The organism is Pedobacter glucosidilyticus (genome assembly GCF_002483235.1).
Taxonomy (GTDB): domain Bacteria; phylum Bacteroidota; class Bacteroidia; order Sphingobacteriales; family Sphingobacteriaceae; genus Pseudopedobacter; species Pseudopedobacter glucosidilyticum_B.
The window spans coordinates 35,811-56,501 of sequence record NZ_DLHN01000039.1; the positions used below are offsets into that span (position 1 = coordinate 35,811).

At 34.4% G+C, this 20,691-nt stretch carries 21 protein-coding genes; 8 read left to right on the forward strand and 13 right to left on the reverse strand.

Annotated features, from left to right (window positions below; genetic code table 11):
- Positions 1–127: 127 nt before the first annotated feature.
- Both B2745_RS16460 and B2745_RS16465 read right to left on the reverse strand, forming a co-directional pair.
- Complete coding sequence (locus B2745_RS16460) at positions 128–484, reverse strand: translation initiation factor (protein WP_304068926.1); 357 nt, start codon at positions 482–484, stop codon at positions 128–130.
- A gap of 4 nt (positions 485–488) precedes the next feature.
- Entirely contained in the window at positions 489–1,361 is an 873-nt protein-coding gene (locus B2745_RS16465) for a diacylglycerol/lipid kinase family protein (RefSeq protein ID WP_304068928.1), read from the reverse strand.
- A gap of 211 nt (positions 1,362–1,572) precedes the next feature.
- Between B2745_RS16465 and metK the strand changes: the two genes are divergently transcribed.
- Positions 1,573–2,829 (forward strand): methionine adenosyltransferase, encoded by a 1,257-nt coding sequence (gene metK / locus B2745_RS16470; RefSeq protein WP_304068930.1) that lies wholly within the window; start codon positions 1,573–1,575, stop codon positions 2,827–2,829.
- Between the two features lie 73 nt (positions 2,830–2,902).
- On the opposite strand, the gene B2745_RS16475 is transcribed toward metK, so the two are convergent.
- The 4 genes from B2745_RS16475 to hflX all read right to left on the reverse strand — a co-directional run bounded on the left by B2745_RS16475 (position 2,903) and on the right by hflX (position 5,795).
- Positions 2,903–3,433, reverse strand: coding sequence for an energy transducer TonB (locus B2745_RS16475; protein WP_304068933.1), 531 nt, complete (start codon positions 3,431–3,433; stop codon positions 2,903–2,905).
- A 33-nt stretch (positions 3,434–3,466) separates the two neighbouring features.
- Positions 3,467–4,156, reverse strand: a complete 690-nt coding sequence (locus B2745_RS16480; protein ID WP_304068935.1) for a peptidoglycan DD-metalloendopeptidase family protein — start codon at positions 4,154–4,156, stop codon at positions 3,467–3,469.
- A gap of 9 nt (positions 4,157–4,165) precedes the next feature.
- Positions 4,166–4,528 (reverse strand): 30S ribosome-binding factor RbfA, encoded by a 363-nt coding sequence (rbfA, locus tag B2745_RS16485; protein ID WP_026902775.1) that lies wholly within the window; start codon positions 4,526–4,528, stop codon positions 4,166–4,168.
- Between the two features lie 64 nt (positions 4,529–4,592).
- The gene (gene hflX / locus B2745_RS16490) at positions 4,593–5,795 is read right to left on the reverse strand and encodes a GTPase HflX (RefSeq protein WP_304068937.1); all 1,203 of its coding nucleotides are present in this window, start codon (positions 5,793–5,795) and stop codon (positions 4,593–4,595) included.
- 183 nt (positions 5,796–5,978) lie between these two features.
- Here hflX and B2745_RS16495 point away from each other — a divergent pair, with 183 nt between their 5' ends.
- Positions 5,979–6,185, forward strand: a complete 207-nt coding sequence (locus B2745_RS16495; protein WP_304068939.1) for a type II toxin-antitoxin system VapB family antitoxin — start codon at positions 5,979–5,981, stop codon at positions 6,183–6,185.
- Entirely contained in the window at positions 6,185–6,568 is a 384-nt protein-coding gene (locus tag B2745_RS16500) for a type II toxin-antitoxin system VapC family toxin (protein WP_304068941.1), read from the forward strand. The genes B2745_RS16495 and B2745_RS16500 overlap by 1 nt, the downstream gene beginning before the upstream one ends.
- Positions 6,569–6,637: 69 nt before the next feature.
- Here the strand turns inward: B2745_RS16500 and B2745_RS16505 are convergent, their stop codons facing one another.
- Positions 6,638–7,972: a Gfo/Idh/MocA family protein gene (locus B2745_RS16505; RefSeq protein ID WP_304068943.1), complete on the reverse strand. Its 1,335-nt coding sequence runs from the start codon at positions 7,970–7,972 to the stop codon at positions 6,638–6,640.
- A 249-nt stretch (positions 7,973–8,221) separates the two neighbouring features.
- Here B2745_RS16505 and B2745_RS16510 point away from each other — a divergent pair, with 249 nt between their 5' ends.
- The 5 genes from B2745_RS16510 to B2745_RS16530 all read left to right on the forward strand — a co-directional run bounded on the left by B2745_RS16510 (position 8,222) and on the right by B2745_RS16530 (position 16,714).
- On the forward strand, positions 8,222–9,520 hold the full coding sequence (locus tag B2745_RS16510) for a UDP-N-acetylmuramoyl-tripeptide--D-alanyl-D-alanine ligase (protein WP_304068944.1): 1,299 nt from the start codon (positions 8,222–8,224) through the stop codon (positions 9,518–9,520).
- 274 nt (positions 9,521–9,794) lie between these two features.
- Complete coding sequence (locus B2745_RS16515) at positions 9,795–10,367, forward strand: RNA polymerase sigma-70 factor (protein ID WP_304068946.1); 573 nt, start codon at positions 9,795–9,797, stop codon at positions 10,365–10,367.
- Between the two features lie 60 nt (positions 10,368–10,427).
- Positions 10,428–11,495 (forward strand): FecR family protein, encoded by a 1,068-nt coding sequence (locus B2745_RS16520; RefSeq protein WP_304068947.1) that lies wholly within the window; start codon positions 10,428–10,430, stop codon positions 11,493–11,495.
- Positions 11,496–11,612: 117 nt separating this feature from the next.
- Positions 11,613–14,951 (forward strand): SusC/RagA family TonB-linked outer membrane protein, encoded by a 3,339-nt coding sequence (locus tag B2745_RS16525; RefSeq protein ID WP_304068949.1) that lies wholly within the window; start codon positions 11,613–11,615, stop codon positions 14,949–14,951.
- A 17-nt stretch (positions 14,952–14,968) separates the two neighbouring features.
- Positions 14,969–16,714: a RagB/SusD family nutrient uptake outer membrane protein gene (locus tag B2745_RS16530; protein WP_304068950.1), complete on the forward strand. Its 1,746-nt coding sequence runs from the start codon at positions 14,969–14,971 to the stop codon at positions 16,712–16,714.
- Between the two features lie 52 nt (positions 16,715–16,766).
- Here the strand turns inward: B2745_RS16530 and B2745_RS16535 are convergent, their stop codons facing one another.
- The 6 genes from B2745_RS16535 to B2745_RS16555 all read right to left on the reverse strand — a co-directional run bounded on the left by B2745_RS16535 (position 16,767) and on the right by B2745_RS16555 (position 20,683).
- Positions 16,767–17,591, reverse strand: coding sequence for a hypothetical protein (locus B2745_RS16535; protein ID WP_304068952.1), 825 nt, complete (start codon positions 17,589–17,591; stop codon positions 16,767–16,769).
- A complete protein-coding gene (locus B2745_RS17025) occupies positions 17,588–17,929 on the reverse strand; it encodes a DUF2752 domain-containing protein (protein WP_414691941.1) in 342 nt (113 codons plus the stop codon). The genes B2745_RS16535 and B2745_RS17025 overlap by 4 nt, the downstream gene beginning before the upstream one ends.
- Positions 17,904–18,359: a TM2 domain-containing protein gene (locus tag B2745_RS16540; RefSeq protein ID WP_304068954.1), complete on the reverse strand. Its 456-nt coding sequence runs from the start codon at positions 18,357–18,359 to the stop codon at positions 17,904–17,906. Before B2745_RS16540 ends, B2745_RS17025 begins: the two co-directional genes overlap by 26 nt.
- Positions 18,360–18,503: 144 nt before the next feature.
- The gene (locus tag B2745_RS16545; RefSeq protein ID WP_304068956.1) at positions 18,504–19,085 is read right to left on the reverse strand and encodes a gliding motility lipoprotein GldD; all 582 of its coding nucleotides are present in this window, start codon (positions 19,083–19,085) and stop codon (positions 18,504–18,506) included.
- An 8-nt stretch (positions 19,086–19,093) separates the two neighbouring features.
- On the reverse strand, positions 19,094–19,885 hold the full coding sequence (locus B2745_RS16550; protein WP_304068967.1) for a shikimate dehydrogenase family protein: 792 nt from the start codon (positions 19,883–19,885) through the stop codon (positions 19,094–19,096).
- A 33-nt stretch (positions 19,886–19,918) separates the two neighbouring features.
- Positions 19,919–20,683, reverse strand: coding sequence for a phosphosulfolactate synthase (locus B2745_RS16555; RefSeq protein ID WP_304068957.1), 765 nt, complete (start codon positions 20,681–20,683; stop codon positions 19,919–19,921).
- Positions 20,684–20,691 lie beyond the last annotated feature (8 nt).

The following is a 20,691-nucleotide window of genomic DNA, read 5'->3' on the forward strand; positions in this document are numbered from 1 at the left end:
TTAAGAACAAAAAATTAACATTAGCTTCATATACAAAATGGTAAATAATACAGTTTTACTGGTGCATATTATTAACAAGTTCCTAATGATTTCAATAATTCGTGTTGAAACTTGTAATTTTTTGGGGCTATCCGCCAATTCTTTTCACTTTATAGCCTTCTTTCAAAAGAATTTCAATTATTTTTTGTCTGAAGTCTCCTTGTACTAAAATCTCTCCATCTTTTACGGTTCCGCCTACGCCACATTTGGTTTTTAACATCTTACCTAACAAATTCAAATCATCATCATGACCTACAAAACCTGTAATTAAAGTTACCGCTTTACCACCCCTTTGTTTTTTATCTAACTGTACTCTTAAATCCTGATGCTTATTTGCTAATGTTTCTTTTACTGCTTCTTCGGGTGCTTCATAAACATGATCTGGATTGGTTGAAAAAACTATACCATCGAAGCTATTGAATTTTTTAGACTTTTTAGTACTCATAATTTTAAACTAATAAAGTTAACGATAAAGGCTTAACACCTATAGCTATCTCTTTTGGAAAAAATAAAGGTTCTCCATCAATATGTACCGGACCATCTGTAGCTCTGGTGATTTTTATATCTCTACCTCTATAAATATCAACATAATTAGAAGTATGGGTCAATTTAGTAAACATCCTGTATGCCAGCAAAGGAAACTTATAAACCGGAAACGGCTTTATCACACAAACATCTAATAAACCATCATTTAAGGAGGCAAAAGGAGCTATATGTGCATTATTACCATATTGAGAAGAATTAGCTACGCTTATCATAAAAGCATTTTCTTGATAAACTTTTCCATCAACACTAATTTCATAAGCCTGCGCATGGTATTGAGATATTTCTTTAAAGGTAGATTGTATGTATCCTTTAAATCCCCTATTCTTATCTTTTGCAAACAATGCACTGATATGAGCATCAAAACCAATACCTGCCATATTGAAGAATTTACGCTCGTTAAAAGTTCCCGAATCTATCTTAACTGTTTTACAGATGTTAAGTCTTTGTATAGCTTTACGATTATCAAGCGGAATTTTTAATGTACGAGCCAAACCATTACCAGAACCACAAGGGATTATGGCCATAGTTTTACCAGATGATTCTAAAGCAGATGCTACTTCATTAATGGTGCCATCGCCACCAACAGAGGCTACAACATCTATATGGGCAGCAACTGCCTCTGCTGCAATTTTGGTTGCATGTCCAGCATATTCCGTAAAAATGATTTCAGCATCATAGATGTTATGATCAAGATATTGATCTATGATTGATGGTATAAAGGTTTTAACCTGCCCTCCTGAAATAGGATTTACAATAAAAAGAATCCTGCTTCTCAAAACTTTAACCTAATTAAGTACATGGCTGCAAAGTAATTCTATTTTCTAAAAAAATAAAAATTGTTATATCTTTGCCACATCAGGTGGAATGATTTGAGACGCTTTTAAAGCCAGGATTGCAACCACGTAAAAAAGTGCTAAAGCCAAAATTGCTTTTACTATCAGCAGTCTTTTATCCTTCCTATTTTTTTGAATAATTAATTTATTAAATATGCCTTATTTATTTACATCAGAATCTGTTTCTGAAGGTCATCCGGATAAAGTTGCAGACCAAATTTCCGATGCTTTAATTGATAATTTTTTAGCTTTTGATAAAGAATCAAAAGTGGCTTGTGAAACTTTAGTTACTACAGGTCAGGTAATTTTAGCTGGTGAGGTAAAATCTCAAACCTATTTAGATGTTCAAAAAATTGCTCGTGATGTGATTAGAAAAATTGGTTATACCAAATCTGAATATATGTTTGAGGCTAATTCTTGCGGTATACTTTCCGCTATTCATGAGCAATCTCAAGACATTAACCAAGGTGTAGACCGTTCTAAACCAGAAGAACAAGGGGCAGGAGACCAAGGTATGATGTTTGGTTATGCCACTAACGAAACAGAAAATTACATGCCTTTGGCTTTAGATATTGCACACAAACTTTTAATAGAACTTGCCGCTTTAAGAAGAGAAAATAAAGAAATTACTTATTTGCGCCCGGATGCTAAATCTCAAGTAACTATTGAGTATGATGACAATCATCAACCTATCAGAATAGATAGTATTGTGATATCAACACAACATGATGATTTTGACGAGGACGAAGCTATGCTGACAAAAATTAAATCGGACATGGTTCATATTCTGATTCCGAGAGTACAAAAGCAGCTAAAAGCCGAACTTCAAGCTTTATTTAATACTCAAATAAAATACCATATCAATCCTACTGGTAAATTTGTTATTGGTGGCCCACATGGTGACACAGGTTTAACAGGAAGAAAAATTATTGTTGATACTTATGGTGGTAAAGGTGCGCATGGTGGTGGTGCTTTCTCTGGCAAAGACCCATCTAAGGTAGACCGTTCTGCGGCTTATGCTACCCGCCATATTGCTAAAAACTTAGTTGCTGCAGGTGTGGCAGATGAAGTTTTAGTACAGGTATCTTATGCTATTGGTGTGGCAGAGCCTTGTGGTATTTTCATCAATACATACGGTACTGCTAAAGTTAATTTAACGGATGGCGAGATTGCTAAAAAAGTAGAGCAAGTTTTTGATATGCGCCCTTATTTTATAGAACAACGCCTAAAATTAAGAAATCCAATTTATGCTGAAACAGCTGCCTATGGCCACATGGGACGTAAAAACGAAGTCGTTAAGAAAACTTTTACAGGTGCTAACGGGGAAGAGAAAACGCTTGAAGTAGAACTATTTACATGGGAGAAACTAGATTTTGTTGACAAAGTAAAAGCAGCATTTGGTTTAGCTTAAAGCACCTATAAATGACAAAAAGCCTTTCGTAAAAAAATACGAAAGGCTTTTTTTATTGTTATACATACACAATTTATTCTAATATTTCTTCTTCTAAACCCAACTCTTCTTTAAGCTGTTGCATAACGGCATCGTCCTGCTTATTGGTTTTAATTTGGTCTTTATTTTTATAATAATTGATGACAGAACTTTCTAAGCCTTTTCTGATTTTATAATAATTAATAGCTTCTTTGATACTAGCGGAAGTAACATTCTCACATTTAAAATCTTGCAAGTAGAAGCTTACTGGTATTACTAAACTTGTTCCTGCCTTTGGATTTTGCCATTTACCACTCGTTAATTTTATCAGCCTGATGGCTTCATCATCTAAATCTATCCCTAAACCTTTCTCTACTTTTGGGTTTAGCACATTCCCTTGCTCATCTAACTGAAATTTCACAAAAATTTTTCCTTCTATACAGTGTGATTTAGAAAAATCAGGATATTTCATGTTTTCATTAATGAAATTTTCTAAAGCAACTTTACCTCCTTTGAAAGTAGGCACATCAGCAATAAAAAAAGAGCTTAGCAAAAGCAGTATGATATGTAAGTAATTCAAAATCATACTCATATAACGTTTAAAAAATGAAAATTGTTGTTAAAAAGAAAAAACCAAATTAGGATTAGGAATTTTAGCAAGCCACTGCTGTTTATCTGCAAAACGTACTACGCCAGGGTAATCTCCTTTTTTACCATCCATGTTACACATCAATTGGAAGTGTACATGTGGTGGCCAAAATCCATTTTCTTCAAAAGTACCCATATAGCCTACAACCTGACCTTTCATAAGCTCTTGGCCTTCTGCTATTTGTTCAATATCCTTTAAAGACAAATGACCATAAAGCCCATAAAAAATAAATCCTTCTAATTGGTATTCGAGGATAATGGTAGCGCCGTAATCTCCAAAATTACTGTTAAAGGCAAAGCTATGCACCTTAGCATCCATAAAATTATAAACCGGAGTGTTTGGAGGTGCCCAAATATCTAAACCTAAATGCAATCTTCTTGCTTCGCTTTCATCAATACCAAAATGGGGGCTTCTGGCATAAACCGTACGATGCTCAAAGTAACCGCCTATACCGTACTTAGCATTGGCTTTGGATAAGGTTTCATCTATATATTTCGAAAATAAAGCGGTATCTTTTAATAAGGATGCCGTTAACTGTGTATTGGAAGCCGTAAAATCAAGCGGTAAAAAATCTACTTTATGCTTATACTTAACTAACGGATAAAAATCCTTTTGATGAGCTTTTAGTAGCTCGTTAATCTTATCAGCATTTGTAAGCATCCCAAACCTTTATTCTGTATCTTCTTCTTTGCTTATTTTGCTGAAAATTTTATCCATTCTATCCACATATTCGTTGGTATCATCTAAGAAAAAATCTAGTTGAGGAATACCTCTCACCTGATCTTTAATTTTCTTTCCTAACATATACCTAATTTCTGATGAGTGCGTTTTGATAGTGTTAATCGCTAAATTTGGATTTGGAGCATTAAAAAAACTTAAAAAAACACGGGCCATTCCTAAATCGGCAGTAGCTCTAACTTTTGTTACTGTTATCATAACGCCAGGCAAAAAAGCAGCTGCATCTCTTTGAAAAATCTCCCCTAAATCTTTCTGTATTACTCTTGCAAATTTTTGTTGTCTTTTCGATTCCATGTTTTCTTAATTTTTGTTTGGTTTTGCCCAACTCATCATCAGCTAAAAGGCCCCAATACTATTTCTAATATAAGAAATTATTGTAGGGATAAATTTTTTCGTTTACCGCTTTTACTCTATGGTAAATAACATCTCTTAACTCGTCTACATTTTCTTTGGCTGTTGCCGATATAAATACTGCTGGACTGCTATTTTTAGCCATCCAACTATTTTTAAATTCTGCTAAACCCATGGTTGGTTTTTCTTCATCCTCTACCTCCCAATCTTGCTCTACTTCTATAGGATTATAAGCATCAATTTTATTAAAAACCGTGATGGTTTCTTTATCAATAGCACCCAAATCTTTTAAAGTTTCATTTACGGTTTGCATGTGATCTTCAAAATTTGGATGCGAAATATCTACTACATGCATTAAAATATCGGCTTCACGTACTTCATCTAAAGTAGATTTAAAACATTCTATTAAATGGTGTGGTAATTTTCTGATGAAACCTACCGTATCTGACATTAAGAAAGGCACATTCTCTAATACTACTTTTCTAACGGTGGTATCTAAAGTGGCAAATAGTTTGTTTTCTGCAAACACCTCTGATTTAGAAAGCATATTCATGATGGTAGATTTACCCACGTTTGTATAACCTACCAAAGCCACACGCACTAATTCTTTACGATTTTTACGTTGGGTCTCGTTTTGCTTATCAATCTCTTTTAGGCGGTCTTTGAGTAAGGATATTTTTTCCTTAATCATCCTTCTATCACTCTCTATCTGCGTTTCACCAGGGCCACGCATACCAATACCACCTTTTTGTCTCTCCAAGTGGGTCCACATCCGCGTTAAGCGAGGTAATAAATATTGCAATTGAGCTAGTTCTACTTGTGTTTTAGCTTGAAAAGTTTGGGCTCTTCGGGCAAAAATATCTAAGATTAAATTGCTTCTATCAAGTACTTTAACCTTTAACTCGTTTTCTATATTACGTAATTGCATCGGCGAAAGCTCATCATCAAAAACAACAATATCTATCTCTTCTGCCTTAACATAAATTTGTATCTCTTCCAATTTACCCGTTCCTACAAAAGTTGCCCTATCTGGCTTTTGCATTTTCTGGGTAAAAACTTTTTCTGTTACCCCACCGGCTGTATCAACTAAAAAAGCAAGCTCTTCAAGGTATTCCTTTTGCTGTAGTTCTGTGGTTCCGGGGGTAATAATACCTACTAAAACGGCTCTTTCGGGCTTTGGTGCGGTATCGTAAAATTTCTTTCTCGCCATATTTTTTACAAAGATACAATAAGCAAGCCATTTCGAGGTATTTTAGGAGAGCTAAGGCATGAAGAGGTATGTGATGAGGATTTAAAACTCTTAAGTACAAAAAGGATTAGAAATTATTGCTTAAATTTGATTTACAGTATTTTGACACTCAGGAAATAGAAATTTATGTAAAAAGGAACTATTATGACAAGTTTAACCTTATATGCCAAACTTGAAACATTATCTCCAGAATTAAAATCTGAGGCGAATGATTTTATTGATTTCTTAATTGAAAAAAACAAGAAAAAAAACAAGGAAAGCAAAGTTCCTAAATTTGGAGAATTGAAAGGAAAAATTAAAATTTCAAGTGATTTTGACGCTCCAATTGATGATTTTAAAGAGTACATGTAATGTCTTTCTTGCTAGATACACACAACTTTTTATGGTTCTTAAATGGTAGCGAAGAGCTATCTGAAAAAGCTAAAGCAATAATAGAAGACATCAATCAACTTAAATACATGAGCATTGCTTCATTTTGGGAAATTTCTATAAAAATAAGCCTCAAAAAATTAGAATTAGGCGTTCCTTCTAAAGAGCTGCTGATACAAGCTATAAAAAACGGATTTGAAATTCTACCATTAACTTTCGAACATACTACAGGAATTATAGATTTAGAGCCCCACCATAGAGACCCATTTGACAGAATACTTATTTCACAAGCAATCTCAGAAAATCTAAAAATTATTACCAAGGATGCTCAATTTGAAAAATATCCGATTTCAATAATTTGGTAAAAAAATTTATTATTCATATTAAAAAATAAAGCCTCTTTTTATCAAAGAAGGCTTTGTCAATTTAAACCTTTAACTATTTCCTCTGGTAGGATGCGGAACTATAGAAGACAAATCTTTAATCTTCACGGGTAATCCTGTATCAATACTTTTTCTGGCCGCTACACCTGTTAGGCAAGACATTGCACCATCTCTACTTCCGGCTGCTTGCTTAAATGGGTCTGCCCCAGGATTAAACAGCTGTTTTCTTAATCGGATATCTCCTCCGCCATGCCCTGCTTCGGTATTGTCTATTCTAATATATTCTGTTTGGCCAAAATTTTTTGTGATTTGTATCTCGTCGTATTTTTCTTTTGGCCAAGGCTGACTTTCGTGTATCCAAGCATCAATTTTTCCTTTTGTGCCGTTAAAAGATATCCTGTAACCTTCGTAAGGTGAATAAGCTGTTAAAGAATAACTTACCTGTACATTGTTGGCATATTTAATTTGTACCGCCATTTTATCAAAAATATCGATGTCTTCTTTAAAAACGCAGCCATCTCTGAGGTAGCCATCGTACTTTTCATTATCGGCATAAAGTTTAATTAAACGGTCGTTTTTAGTCATATCGAAATAAAACTTACACTCGTTTTTATGCGGACAAGGCCTACAATTGGTAGATCTATATGGACCATTTTTACCATAAAACTCTAATGAACCATAGGCAAAAACCTCTACCGGGTCTGAGTTTAGCCACCAGTTTAATAAATCAAAATGATGGGTAGATTTATGAACCAATAAAGAACCTCCAAATTCTCTTTTACGATGCCATCTTCTAAAATAATCTGCCCCATGTGAGGTATCTAAGTACCAATGAAAATCTACAGAGGTAACTTTACCAATTTCTCCATTATGGATAAGCTCGTATATTTTCTGACGATGCGGCGAGTAACGATAGTTAAAAGTAACATGAACCTTTTTACCTGTTTTCTTTTCGGCATCTAAAATAAGTTGGCATTTATCTTCATCTGTTGTCATAGGTTTTTCTGTAATGATATCTGCACCAGCTTCTAAACCTTTCACAATTTGCTCGTGATGGGTGCTATCCATCGTAGTAACAATTAAGATATCAGGCTTGGTTTCTTGTAGCATTTTATCAAGATTGGTATAAGTTGGGCAGCTCAAATCCATTAATTGTTGTGCTGTTTTAACCCTACCAGGATTGATATCGCATAAGCCAACATATTCTACCGAGTCTTTAAATTCTTTGATAACAGCTGTACCCCACATACTAATACCTCTAACACCAGTACCTACCAAAGCCACCTTCTTTTTAGGGGCGTTTAAAGTGCTTGCCAATAAAGTATCAGCAATTAAAGTTGCGGCCATAGCAGAGCCAGTTTGACGAATAAATTTCCTGCGATGCATGTTTAATCTAGTTTTTGGTTATTTGAATTTAAGGATTAATATTTCTAAAAATTCAACAGCTGAGATGAAAATCTACGCAATCGTTGCCGGATGTGATGGGGGAGCTAAGTAAAAACCATTAATTTATGAGATGTTAATGAAGACATTCTAAAATATATTGTTTTTATATAAAACTCTGTTTCTTATCTCTGGTAAACCTTAAATATAAAAAATGAGTAATAAAACTTAATATTGTGAAAAATTAAAAGCATGAGTATTTCTGAGATTTACAAGATATACCTTAAACATCCTGTAGTGTGTACAGATACCAGAAAAATAAGTCAAGGATGTTTATTTTTTGCCTTAAAAGGGGATAAATTTGATGCTAATCAGTTTGCGCAAGAAGCTTTAAACCAAGGAGCTGCATTTGCTGTAGTTGATGATGCTAGGATTGTAAAAAACGAAAAATTTATTTTAGTTGATGATGTACTTAAAACATTACAAGATTTAGCAAGCTACCACAGGAAAGCACTTAAAATTCCAGTTATTGGTTTAACAGGTTCTAATGGCAAAACCACCACTAAGGAATTGATATATGCTGTTCTTTCTCAAAAATTTAAAACTTATGCTACCGTTGGAAATTTAAATAACCATATAGGAGTACCTTTAACCTTACTTGCCATTACACCAGCTTTTGAACTAGCTATTGTTGAAATGGGGGCTAACCATCAACAGGAGATTGCCTTGTTAAGTGAAATTTGCCAGCCTGATTTTGGTTTAATTACCAACGTAGGCAAAGCACATTTAGAAGGTTTTGGTGGTTTTGAAGGTGTTAAAAAGGGAAAAGGAGAACTTTATACTTTTTTAGAACAAAATGGAGGAACTGTTTTTGTAAATGAAGATAACCTACACTTGCAAGACCTACTTAAACATAGAAAATTTAAAGAAACCATTTACTACGGTACTTCAGGTAAAGGATTGGTACAGGGTAAATTAATTGCTAATAACCCCTTTTTAGAGGTAGAATGGCACTATAAAGAGGAAACGTTTAAGGTTAAATCGCAACTCACAGGCACTTACAACTTCGAAAATATCTTGGCAGCCATTGCTATTGGACTAAGATTAGGCTTAAATGCTGTAGAGATTAACTACGGAATAGCAAACTATGCCCCACAAAATAACCGTTCGCAAATTATTAAAACGGCTAAAAACACTATTATAGGCGATTTTTATAATGCCAACCCAAGTAGTATGCAAGTAGCTATTGATAATATTGTAAAATTAGAAGCTGCTTACAAAGTATTAATTTTAGGTGATATGTTTGAACTTGGCGATGAGACTTTGGCAGAACACACTACCATTTTAAATAAAATAAAAGATAATCAATTTAATGAAGTGTATTTGGTTGGCCATAATTTTTATAAATTAAAACATCAATATCCTTACGTATTTTTTGAAACTGCCGAAGCTTGTAAGCAATACCTCTCAGAAAATCCTTTAACAGATGGTCTCCTGTTATTAAAAGGCTCCAGAGGGATGAAGCTAGAAGTGTTATTAGATGTTTTATAAATATATTTTTGACTCTTCGTGTTAACTTGTACCAAGTTTAAATTGCTGTATAAGATTAATTCTAAAAATATTAAACTTTACAATGGTTAAATACATGCCCTATTCTTAATCATCAAAGATGAACACAATTGCTAAAATCCTATAAACTTCTGAAAGGATAATACAGAAATCTTCTTACGGCTTACGATAACTTTATTTCTCTAATGATAGAGCCAATTACGGTTTTTTATGGCTAGTAATATGTCTAAAAAAATTACCCTAAAAAATCAGATAAATGTTTGTGAGAGCATTTTCTAAACCATTAAATAAATTTACGCACATGGCAAAAGGTTTTGAAGCTATTTTTAAAGCTTATTATGCTAAACTTATCTTTTTTACCAATAAATATGTAAATGATTTGCATGCCGCAGAAGAAATAGTTTCTGATGCTTTTAGCTTTTTGTGGGAGCATAAAGAGCAATACCAATTTGATGAAGATTTTAAGGGCTATTTATATAAAATGGTACAAAACCGAGCTTTGAATTATTTGAAGCATAAAAAAATAGAAAATGAGTATATAAACTATCTGCAAAAAAATAATTTACTTTCCGAAACTCCTGCTTTTGAAGAAAACCCTATCTACAAAAAAGAATTTGAACATTACATCAAAGAAGCTATAGAACACCTTCCACAAAGGTGTAAAGAAGTTTTTAAACTTAGCCGTTTTGAAGAACTAAGAAATAAAGAAATAGCACAACAACTTCAAATTTCTCATAAAACGGTAGAAAGACAAATGACCATTGCCCTTGAAAAACTTCGTTTTAAGTTACAGCACCTGCTTTCTTTTATCTGCTTACTTTTTTTCTAAAAATAATAACTGCCTGCTTTGGGGGTAAAGCCTTTTACAGTTGTATATCATTTCATAGGGATGGAAAATCGTATCAAAGAAATACTCGTTAAATATATTACAGGCCAAGCTTCTGATGAAGAAAAGCGTTTGGCAAAACAATGGATTGCCGAAAACGAAGCGCAAGAAAAAGCATTTATAGCCTTATATGAAAATTGGCACCAGCAATTAGCACAAAAACATGACATCATTGATACTAACAAAGCATACAATAGGTTTATAGAAGAAAACATCCGAAAAAAAACTTCTTATAACTGGCTAAAATATGCTGCTAGTGTATTGTTGCTATGTGCCATAACACTTATTACTTATATCTATCAGCAAAAAAATATTAAAATAGCCTATCAAGAACTTGTCGTTCCACGTGGAAAAACAAAAAAAATAACCTTGCCAGATGGCACTTTAGTTATGATTAATGCTGGTACTAAACTCAGCTATAATAAAGATTTTGGTAAAACAGAACGTACCGTCTTACTTAATGGAGAAGCTTTTTTTGACATCGCCGAAAGTAAAACCGATGTTCCTTTTATCATTTATGCCGCCGGCTTTACCATAAGAGATATTGGTACAGCTTTTAGCGTAAAGGCTTATCAGGAAGACGGCGTTTTTGAAACTGCGGTAAAAGAAGGTAAGGTTTCTGTAGAAGGAAAACTTAATCAGAAAGATGGCGAAGATGGTAAAGTATTTATCAATGCCAACCAACTTCTAAAAATAAATATTAAGAAGAAAAGCGAGTTACATCAAGCAAAAAAAACTCATACCCCTTTAATCATTACTGATGTTAAACCGGCTTATTTAGAGGAGTATAACAGCTGGCAAAACAATTTTTTAATGTTTGAAAACACCAGTTTCAAAGAAATCATTAATACTTTAGAAAGAAGGTTTAATGTAGAAATTGTTCTGGAAAACCCAGAATTAGAAAACTACCATTATACAGGTACTTTTAAACCTGACGTAGATGTTTTTACCGTTCTGCAAATCATTAAAGAAACTACCCCTATAACCTATACGCTTCAAGAGAAGCGCATTATTGTGAAAAATACTAACCAATTGTATCATCAAAAACCTAAACCCTCATTTATGAAATAGAAAAGAAACATCGTATGCAAAAAAAACCGGGAAGCTTGCAACATCCCGGTAATCAATTGAAATAGCTAATACCCTATAAGCTTGGGGAAGCCTAGTATTAACTAATAAACCAAAATTATGACTTTTTTAAATAGAAAACTTCTATTTGCCAACTCTTATTGGCTAAAAATGCTTATCGTTATGAAGCTCATGACCTTTTTAGTATTTGCGACTATCATGCAGCTACATGCCGCGGTATATTCGCAAAGTTTTAACCTCAATGAAACAGATATTACTGTTAAACAGATGTTTCAGAAAATTGAAAAAGAAAGTAAATACAGTATTTTCTTTAGGCAAGATCAGGTTAACCTCAACAAAAAAATAAAAGTCATCGCAGAAAATGCTGATATCAAAACCGTAATGAAGCAAGTCTTACAAAACCAAGCTTTAGTTTTTGATTTGATAGATGATATGATTGTGATTAAATCTGCATCTACTGCTGCGGTTGATTATGTAGTTAACGGAACCATTGTAGATGAGCAAGGTTTACCTTTGCCAGGCGCCTCTGTTACCATAAAAGGTACAACTAACGGCACCTTAACCAATGTTGATGGTAAGTTTAGTATCAATATCCCTGGTCAACAGGCTACTACTTTAGTAGTAACTTATTTAGGCTTTAAGCAGCAAGAAGTTACTGTTAGCAATAGCCAAACTACTATAAATATTGTTTTAGTTGCCAATGCTTCTGAGCTTGATGAAGTTGTAGTGATTGGTTACGGAACCGTAAGAAAAAGAGATTTAACAGGTTCTGTATCATCTGTAAAAGCAGAGGATATTGTAAGAACACCAACCCATAATGCTGTTGAAGCCTTACAGGGTAGAGTGGCTGGTGCCGATATTGTACGAAGTTCAGGTGCGGCAGGCGGAAATGCTAATATCGTGATTAGAGGGAACAGATCTATAACCAGTAACAGAGACGATGTAGGTAGTAGAAATGGCCCTCTTATCATTGTAGATGGTTTCCAAGGAAATAGCATTGACGCTATCAATCCTAATGACATAGAATCTATTGAGGTATTAAAAGACGCATCTTCCACAGCTATTTATGGTGCCCAAGGCGCAAATGGGGTTATTATTGTAACTACTAAAAAAGGAACTGCTGGAAAAGTTAAAGTTAATTATGATGCTTACTATGGTATCAATACTTATGATTTTCCATCCTCAAGAACTGGCGAAAGCTATATCAAACTTAGACGTGAAGCCGCAAGAACAATTGGTATCACCGATGATCAACTGGTTTTTGATGGCCCAGGAGAATTAGATGCTGTACAAGCGGGGCAGTTTGTAGACTGGATGGATTTAGTGATTAGAGATGGCTCACAACAAAGTCATAATGTTTCTATCACCGGAGGTTCAGAGAAAACAGCTGTATTTGGTTCTGCCGGATATTTCAAAGAAGACGGTATGTTAAGAGGGAATGATTTCAACCGATACAACCTGAGATTAAATTTAGACCAAACGGTTAACAACTGGATGAAAGTGGGCTTCAATACACAAATTGTTTACTCGGCCCTCAACAACCGTCAAAACCCATTGGGGCAGGCTACACAAATTAGCCCTTTAGGTACTCCATTTAATGAGGATGGTACCATCAGGTTGTTCCCTTTACCAGACGGAACAACTATAAGCCCCCTAGCAGATGAGCGCAGTGAGTTTATTGCCAGAAACAATACCCTTAGAAATAATATTGTAGCCAATGCTTATGTGTCTGTATCGCCTTTAAAAGGATTAAATTTCAGGTCTAATATTGGTACTAATTTTAATAACTCCAGACAAGGTATTTTTAACGATAGAACATCCTTAGCACAAAACGGACCACGTATTTCTGTGGCTTCTCAAAACACCGCCTTTAACCGTTACATCAACTGGGATAATATTTTAACTTATACCAAGAATATAAATAATCACAACTTAGTCTTAACAGGTATCACCAGTTATCAGCAGAGTGATCAGGATCGTTTATCTGCATCCGGACAAGGACAAATATTGGCATCTCAACTGTTTTACGACCTAAATTCTTCAAGCACCTCTATCACTAGAACCATTGGTTCTGCTTATGAAGGTTGGAGCAATATGGCTTACGCCGCTAGGGTTAATTACAGTTATAAAGGCAAATATTTATTTACCGCATCAGGCAGGTATGATGGTGCTTCCAGATTATCGCCTGGAAATAAATGGGATTTCTTCCCATCAGCAGCTATCGGTTGGAATATTTTTGAAGAATCTTTCATGAAAAATATCCGCCAGATAAACAACCTGAAACTAAGAGCTAGTTACGGCGTTAGCGGAAACTATAATATTGGTGTTTATAGCACACAAAATACGCTAAACTCGGCATCTAATATGAGCTTTGGCGATGTCCCGGTAAACTCATTTGTTTTTAGAGGTACAGTTGGAAATGCAAATTTAGGTTGGGAAAAAACAGCTTCCTTAGATATTGGTTTAGATTTTGGTTTCTTTAACAACCGCATTAGTGGTTCTGCCCAATGGTATGAAGCTCGTACATCAGACATTTTATTAAGTAGAACTTTACCACTATCAACCGGGATGGTTGATGTTACACAAAACATTGCCAGCACCAAAAACAGGGGTATAGAAATAGAAATTACAAGTAGAAATGTACAAACTAAAAATTTCAGTTGGTCATCTACACTTACTTATAATAGGAAAAGAGAAAAAATTACAGAGTTGATTGATGGTAGAGATATTTTCCCTAGCAGTGGTTTTGAAAGAAGCTCTTTATTGCTTGGTCGCCCTATTACTTCTTTCTATACGTATGATAAACTAGGTATTTGGCAACTAAACGAAGCCGAAGAAGCTGCTAAATATAAAGTTGGAGGTTATACTTTCCAACCTGGGGATATCAAAGTAAGAGACCTTAACGGTGATTTCTTAATTAACGCTTCTGATTTAACTTATGTGGGTTCTACCGTACCAGATTGGATTGCCGGTTTACAAAATAATTTCACCTACAAAAACTTTGATTTAGGTGTTTTCTTAGTAGCTCGTTATGGCCAAACCATTGATGCCGAATTTTTAGGAAGATTTAATCCGGCTGGTACAGGTAACGGACCAGAAATATTAGATTACTGGACACCAGAAAATCCTACTAACGATTTCCCTAGACCAAGAAGAGGTACTACCCTGAGCTCTTACGCAGGTTATACTGGCTATCAAGCATTAAATTTTGTTGATGGCTCTTTTTTCAAAGTTAAAACTGTTACCCTTGGTTATACGCTACCTAAAATAAAATCAGGACCATCGTTTTACAACCGGGTTAGGGTATATGCTACAGCCAATAACTTACTTACCGTAGCTAAAAGCTCACTCATCAGAAACTACGACCCAGAGCGTGGTGGTGCAGAAAACAGCCCATTAAGCAGAACTTTTGTATTTGGATTAAATGTTGGTTTTTAATGATAAACAGGAAAACAATGAAAACTAAAAGATATTTAAAATTAAGCTGTTTAGCAGCAAGTATTACATTAACTGTCTCTTGTAACAAGCTGGATGAATATAATCCATCCGGTGCTACTGCAGACGCTGTATGGTCTACCCCAGAGGGTTTTGTTACCAATGTTAACGCAGCCTATTCTGAGCAAAGAGCATGGTATGGTAAAGAAGACGGTATTTTTATGTCAGAATCTGGTACCGATTTATGGTTTAACCGAGATAAAAATACCTACGCTGGCCAATTAACGCAATACGCAGGTTTAACCCCTTTACAGGGAAACCCGGTTAGAGCTGCATGGAGAGATTTATGGAAAGCTATAAATATCTGTAATGCAGGTATTAACCGTATTAACGATGCTGGCTTTACCAACCAAGCAGAAAAAAACAGAAGAGAAGGAGAACTACGCTTTTTAAGAGCTTTTTACTATTGGCATATTGTAGAAACTTTCGGTGGTGTGATGTTACGTACAGAAGAAACCAAAACACCATTATTAACAGCTCAAAGAAGTCCGGTTGAAGACTTTTATAACCTTATCATTTCTGATTTAGAGTTTGCAGTAGCCAATCTTCCTTTACAAAGCTTTTGGGGCAATGAATACAGCAGAGCAAGTAAAAAATCTGCCATGGGCTTCTTAGCAAGAGCCTTACTATCCAGAGCTTATTATTCAACTGGTACTGATGCTCAAACCTATTTTACCAGAGCCAGAGACGCTGCAAAAGCCGTTATTGATAATAAAGCAGCTTTGGAAATAGATCTTTGGACAAGCTACGCCGATATGTGGAACCCAGCCAATAATAAACGCAATAAAGAAGCGCTTTATGTGGTCAGTAATTCTACCAATCAAGCCATCAATTACGATGCTAATGGTAACCGTTTATACCAAGTTTTTCAAGCCCGCTATAATGGTAAACCTGGCTTGGTACAAAGTTTAGAGTATGGCTTTGAAAACAGCAGACGTTTAATGCCTACACTTAGTTTCTTAGATTATTTTAATGAAAATATTGATAGTCGTTACGAGACTTCTTTCCAAGAAGTATGGATTGCCAATACCAATTTCACTTGGACAGCTTCATTAGCTGCTGCAAACAGGAAAGATCCTAGCGTTATTGGTAAAGTGATTAGAGCAGGTATTGATACTGCTTTATACATCACTAAAAAAGTTGTTCCTAATGATAGGTTAAAACCTTATATCGTTATTGATAGAGATAGTGTTTACAATACCAACGGAACCATTATTACTGGTGCAGACCATATCAATTTCAAGAAATTTAGAGACCCAGATCGTACTGCGGCCAATGCACAACCTGGTTTTAAAGATGTTATTGTGATGCGTTTAGCAGAAATGTATTTAATAGCTGCCGAAGCCGAGTGGAAATTAAATAACCCAGGTGCAGCAGCAGATTATATCAATGTTTTAAGAACTAGAGCAGCTAAAAAAACGCCGGTTAACCAAACAGCTGCCATGCAGGTGAGTGCAGCCAACATCAATGAAGATTTTATATTGAAAGAAAGAGCCAGAGAATTGGCTGGTGAGCATCTTCGTTGGTTTGATTTAAAAAGAATGTTAGGTGCTAATAACGGACAAGCATTTGTTGATTTTATAAAAGCACAAAACCCTGATATTACGCAAGTACAACCCTTCCACCGCCTACGTCCAATTAGGCAGGAAGAGTTAAATGCTTTACTAAATGCAGAAGAATTTGGACAAAATCCGGGATATGATTAAAATTTGGTTGGGTTAGGTTAGTAAAGGGGGAGGATTAATTTCTTTCCCCTTTTTAGTTTATCAATTCAAATTTGATATTAATCATGGTTTTTAATAAAGAATTTAATTGATAAACCCTTACCTGATTATTTGATGTAACTTCTATAGTTGCAGTATTTGGGGGATAATTTCCTTCACTTAAAACAAATATCTGCATTACATTACTATTACTCTGCCCTAGCTCCAGCTCAAAAATATTCCCCTCATTATTAAGATTTAGTTTTTCACTCAACACTTTATTATTATAGATAATTTTAAGCTCATCGCCATCCAATTTACCATTATCAAAAATTCTAACTTTTACTTTATTACTAGCGCATGGGATGGTATTAACTAAATGATTAGATAACCTCTCTATAGAGGTAGAAGTATTCGCAATAGAAAAGCTGTTAGACAGTTGTTGGATATTAGAAACTTTCTTTAATAATCTGATAGTCCCACTACCACAAATATTTTTTCTTTTATCTCTTCCTATAAAAGTGCCTTCTAAAAAATCGATACCATCAACATTTTTTCTTTTTAACGTAGCTTCTACGAAACAAATAATAGATTTATCTTCTTTAATTTTAGTTTTAATGATGCTCGTTTCTCTGAATTTTATAGCTCCATCTTGACTCATAGAACCTATAATATTAACAACAGCTTCGTCTTTATTACCACTATTAGTTACGGATGTACCTATTAGTTGCTCTCCATTAATGAGCAGAATTAATTTATAGGTATAATCTCCTACACCTTTTACGGTAATAGTACCTAAGTATTCTTCTTCTACAGGTGCAGCATGAGCTAATGTCTTGAAAATAGAAAGGGCAATAAAAACAATAAGAAACTGCTTCATGAAGATTGGTATGCTTTATAAAATTTTTTGCTTGTTAAAATGAATTCTTGAAGTAGCAAAAAACACAAAATAGGAAAAACGATGAAAGAAACTTTATTAAAGTTCCAAGCGCCTACAAAATCTAAATTAATTAATCTGATACAGGCTCTTGTTAAGCCACAACCGTAGCATTCTATATCCGTTAATAAAGTAAACAAACATAAAGTTTGACTATGGTCATCAAATGATGATTTAGGAATTGAAATTAACCATAAAGGAAAAGCCGCTAAGCAAACTAACTTAGCGGCTAAAAAATACTTATTATGCTTTAAATTATAGCGTTTTATCATAAGGACCATTCTTTGGTTGAAGATCACCTAAAATAATTCTAATAAAATCAATTAAAGACCAAATACCACAACCGCCCAAAGTTAATAGTTGAACAACACCTTGCCAAGTATAACCTAGATAAAAACGGTGAATACCTAAACCACCAACAAAAAATGCTAGCAATAAAGCTATAAGCTGACTTTTGCCACCAGCAGCCATAACACGCTCAATAAAAGATTTCTTTTCTTTTTTAACCTTCTTTTTAGTGTCTGATTTAAGATTTTCTTTAGCAGTTTCTGAACTAACAACTTTTTCCTCAACAGCAATCGGAGTAGCCGAAGTGTTTATTACTTTAGAAGTTTCGTTTGATTTTTGCGCTACAGGGAATGCAGCTCTTGTTTGATTAAAAGTTAGCGTTATTAAAACCGCTGTTAACAAAGTAAAAATTATTTTTTTCATACAATTAAGTTTATTGAAGCTAAACTATTAATTTAATTTATAATACAAACTAATTTTTAATAAAAATAAATAACTTTCTTTTTTTGTTATATCAATGTTTATTTATTTCTCAAAAAGAGAATAAATTTATATTAAAAATATTTTCTATCTCCATTTAAAGGTTCTAATCATTTTATCCATATCTTTTTTGATAAAATCTATCACAGGTTGTATAGAGTCTTGCTGTGGCTTTTCATTAAAATATAAAGCTGCCCGAAGATAATGCTGGCTACTATCTGTTAAGAAAAATTGGCTGGACGATGCGGTATTACCACTTATGGTATAATAAATACCATATACTTGATCTTGTCTGTTGGTAATTAAAGCCTCATCTATCCCTGTAGCTTTAACGGTATGTTTAAAGGCTAATTTTCTTGAGTCTTCTGTTAGTTGTGTAAACTCTTGCGGAGAACGAATAGGGTAATAGCTAATATGTAAGCGAGCATTAAAGGCCGGAAAGGTTAAATTGTACCAATATGGCTGAGCATTTTTAGAACTATCGGGATACATACTGGCGTATACCGGATACTCAAATTCAAATGGTGCTGATGATGAAAAAGTTTGATATTGCTTTTCTGGAAATGCTATCCTGAAATATCCTCTTGGTTTTGGACTATAATGAGGCTGATTACATGCTAGTATAAATGCTATGAAATTTATACAAATACCTATTTTTACTAACCTCATGGTGTAGATTATTTAGAATTCCAGATTTCCCAAGATTTTTCTGCTTGTAGTTCTAGCATTTCATAACCGTTCTTTATCTGCGCTCCTTTTTCTTTCCCTTTTTTTAAGAAGGCAGTTTCTTCTGGATTGTAAATTAAATCGTAAAGCAAATGTTTATCATCTATAAAATCATAAGGAATAGCAGGTGCTTCTTCTGTATTTGGGTAAGTGCCAACTGGACTGGTATTGATAATGATTTTATGCTCTTTAACGAGTTCTTTACCTAAATCCTGATAAGAAATGATATTACCATAAGGCTTACGGGAAACGAAGGTATAATCTATTTTTAACTTCTCTAGCACATATTTAACGGCCCTTGCAGCACCACCATTTCCTAAAACTAAAGCCTTTTTGTGGTAACTTTTTAACATCGGTTTTAAGGATTGCTCAAAACCATAAACATCCGTATTATAGCCTTTTAATTTTGGTTTATGCGCATTCATGGTGCATAACTCGCCAGAAAATAAAGACCTTACTGCATGGTGGTGCGTTACTTTAATACAGTTTACTGCATCAACTTCTTTGGCTACAGGATCTATTTCATCCAGATAATACATGATACCTATTTTATGCGGAATGGTTACATTTAATCCACAAATATCTTTATCATCTTTCAGTAGTGCCGGAAAATCACTTAAATTTTGAAGCGGATAAAGCTTATACTCATGCGCTGCTAAATCTAATTTCTCAAATTTTTCTGTAAAATATTTCTCAGAAAAAGAGTGGCCTAAAGGGTAGCCAATTAATCCAAATTTCTTCATCAATCTGTCTGGAACGGTTTTAAACCGGATCCTTTACTTCTTATTCAAAAAATGACTAAATGTATCGCCACGCAAACCTAATCTGATGGTTTCTAGCGGGATAACTTCTGCCGGAGCAATATTTCCTAAATTTACATTAGTACCTATCAACTCTATAAACCAAACTTGTTGTGCTTTTTGAGGAGCTTCCCAAATGATAGTTTCTTCTGGTATTTGAGTTAGTATTTCATCAACTAAACCTTGTCTTACTTCGCCAGAATCACGGTAAATACCTACATTACCACCTTCTCTTGCTTCGGCAATAACTTTCCATGAGCCTGCTTCAATTTCGGTTTTCATGAGCTGTATCCACTTATAAGGAGCAAAAATTTTGGTAGCATCTTTAGAGCCTACTTCAGAGATTACTGTAAAATCTGCACTTAGCTTTCTTATGTATTCGCATTTTTCATCCTGTTGGATTTCTATAGAACCATCAGAAACTTCTACATACTCCATACCGTATTGTTCTAAAACACGACGATAATCATCAAACTGGTCTCTTACAATAAAAGCTTCAAATAAAGTACCGCCAAAATAAACAGGTATACCGGCATCTTTATAAAGTTTTAACTTCTCTTTTAAATTAGGTGTAACATAAGAAGTAGCCCATCCTAATTTTACAATATCTGTATGTGTACCCGAAACTTCCAGAAAGTCTTCTACCTGGCGAAGGCTTAAGCCTTTATCCATGACCATGGTTAATCCTTTCTCACGTGGCTTTTGCGTACGCTCAGGAATATTTTTAAGTGTGTAATTCATATTCGGGT

Coding starts and splice junctions, on each gene's coding strand:
- B2745_RS16460 (WP_304068926.1), bottom strand. CDS start 484: ATGAGTACTAAAAAGTCTAAAAAATTCAATAGCTTCGATGGTATAGTT.
- metK (WP_304068930.1), top strand. CDS start 1,573: ATGCCTTATTTATTTACATCAGAATCTGTTTCTGAAGGTCATCCGGAT.
- B2745_RS16475 (WP_304068933.1), bottom strand. CDS start 3,433: ATGATTTTGAATTACTTACATATCATACTGCTTTTGCTAAGCTCTTTT.
- B2745_RS16480 (WP_304068935.1), bottom strand. CDS start 4,156: ATGCTTACAAATGCTGATAAGATTAACGAGCTACTAAAAGCTCATCAA.
- rbfA (WP_026902775.1), bottom strand. CDS start 4,528: ATGGAATCGAAAAGACAACAAAAATTTGCAAGAGTAATACAGAAAGAT.
- hflX (WP_304068937.1), bottom strand. CDS start 5,795: ATGGCGAGAAAGAAATTTTACGATACCGCACCAAAGCCCGAAAGAGCC.
- B2745_RS16495 (WP_304068939.1), top strand. CDS start 5,979: ATGACAAGTTTAACCTTATATGCCAAACTTGAAACATTATCTCCAGAA.
- B2745_RS16500 (WP_304068941.1), top strand. CDS start 6,185: ATGTCTTTCTTGCTAGATACACACAACTTTTTATGGTTCTTAAATGGT.
- B2745_RS16505 (WP_304068943.1), bottom strand. CDS start 7,972: ATGCATCGCAGGAAATTTATTCGTCAAACTGGCTCTGCTATGGCCGCA.
- B2745_RS16510 (WP_304068944.1), top strand. CDS start 8,222: ATGAGTATTTCTGAGATTTACAAGATATACCTTAAACATCCTGTAGTG.
- B2745_RS16515 (WP_304068946.1), top strand. CDS start 9,795: ATGTTTGTGAGAGCATTTTCTAAACCATTAAATAAATTTACGCACATG.
- B2745_RS16520 (WP_304068947.1), top strand. CDS start 10,428: ATGGAAAATCGTATCAAAGAAATACTCGTTAAATATATTACAGGCCAA.
- B2745_RS16525 (WP_304068949.1), top strand. CDS start 11,613: ATGACTTTTTTAAATAGAAAACTTCTATTTGCCAACTCTTATTGGCTA.
- B2745_RS16530 (WP_304068950.1), top strand. CDS start 14,969: ATGAAAACTAAAAGATATTTAAAATTAAGCTGTTTAGCAGCAAGTATT.
- B2745_RS16535 (WP_304068952.1), bottom strand. CDS start 17,591: ATGAAGCAGTTTCTTATTGTTTTTATTGCCCTTTCTATTTTCAAGACA.
- B2745_RS17025 (WP_414691941.1), bottom strand. CDS start 17,929: ATGGTCCTTATGATAAAACGCTATAATTTAAAGCATAATAAGTATTTT.
- B2745_RS16540 (WP_304068954.1), bottom strand. CDS start 18,359: ATGAAAAAAATAATTTTTACTTTGTTAACAGCGGTTTTAATAACGCTA.
- B2745_RS16545 (WP_304068956.1), bottom strand. CDS start 19,085: ATGAGGTTAGTAAAAATAGGTATTTGTATAAATTTCATAGCATTTATA.
- B2745_RS16550 (WP_304068967.1), bottom strand. CDS start 19,885: ATGAAGAAATTTGGATTAATTGGCTACCCTTTAGGCCACTCTTTTTCT.
- B2745_RS16555 (WP_304068957.1), bottom strand. CDS start 20,683: ATGAATTACACACTTAAAAATATTCCTGAGCGTACGCAAAAGCCACGT.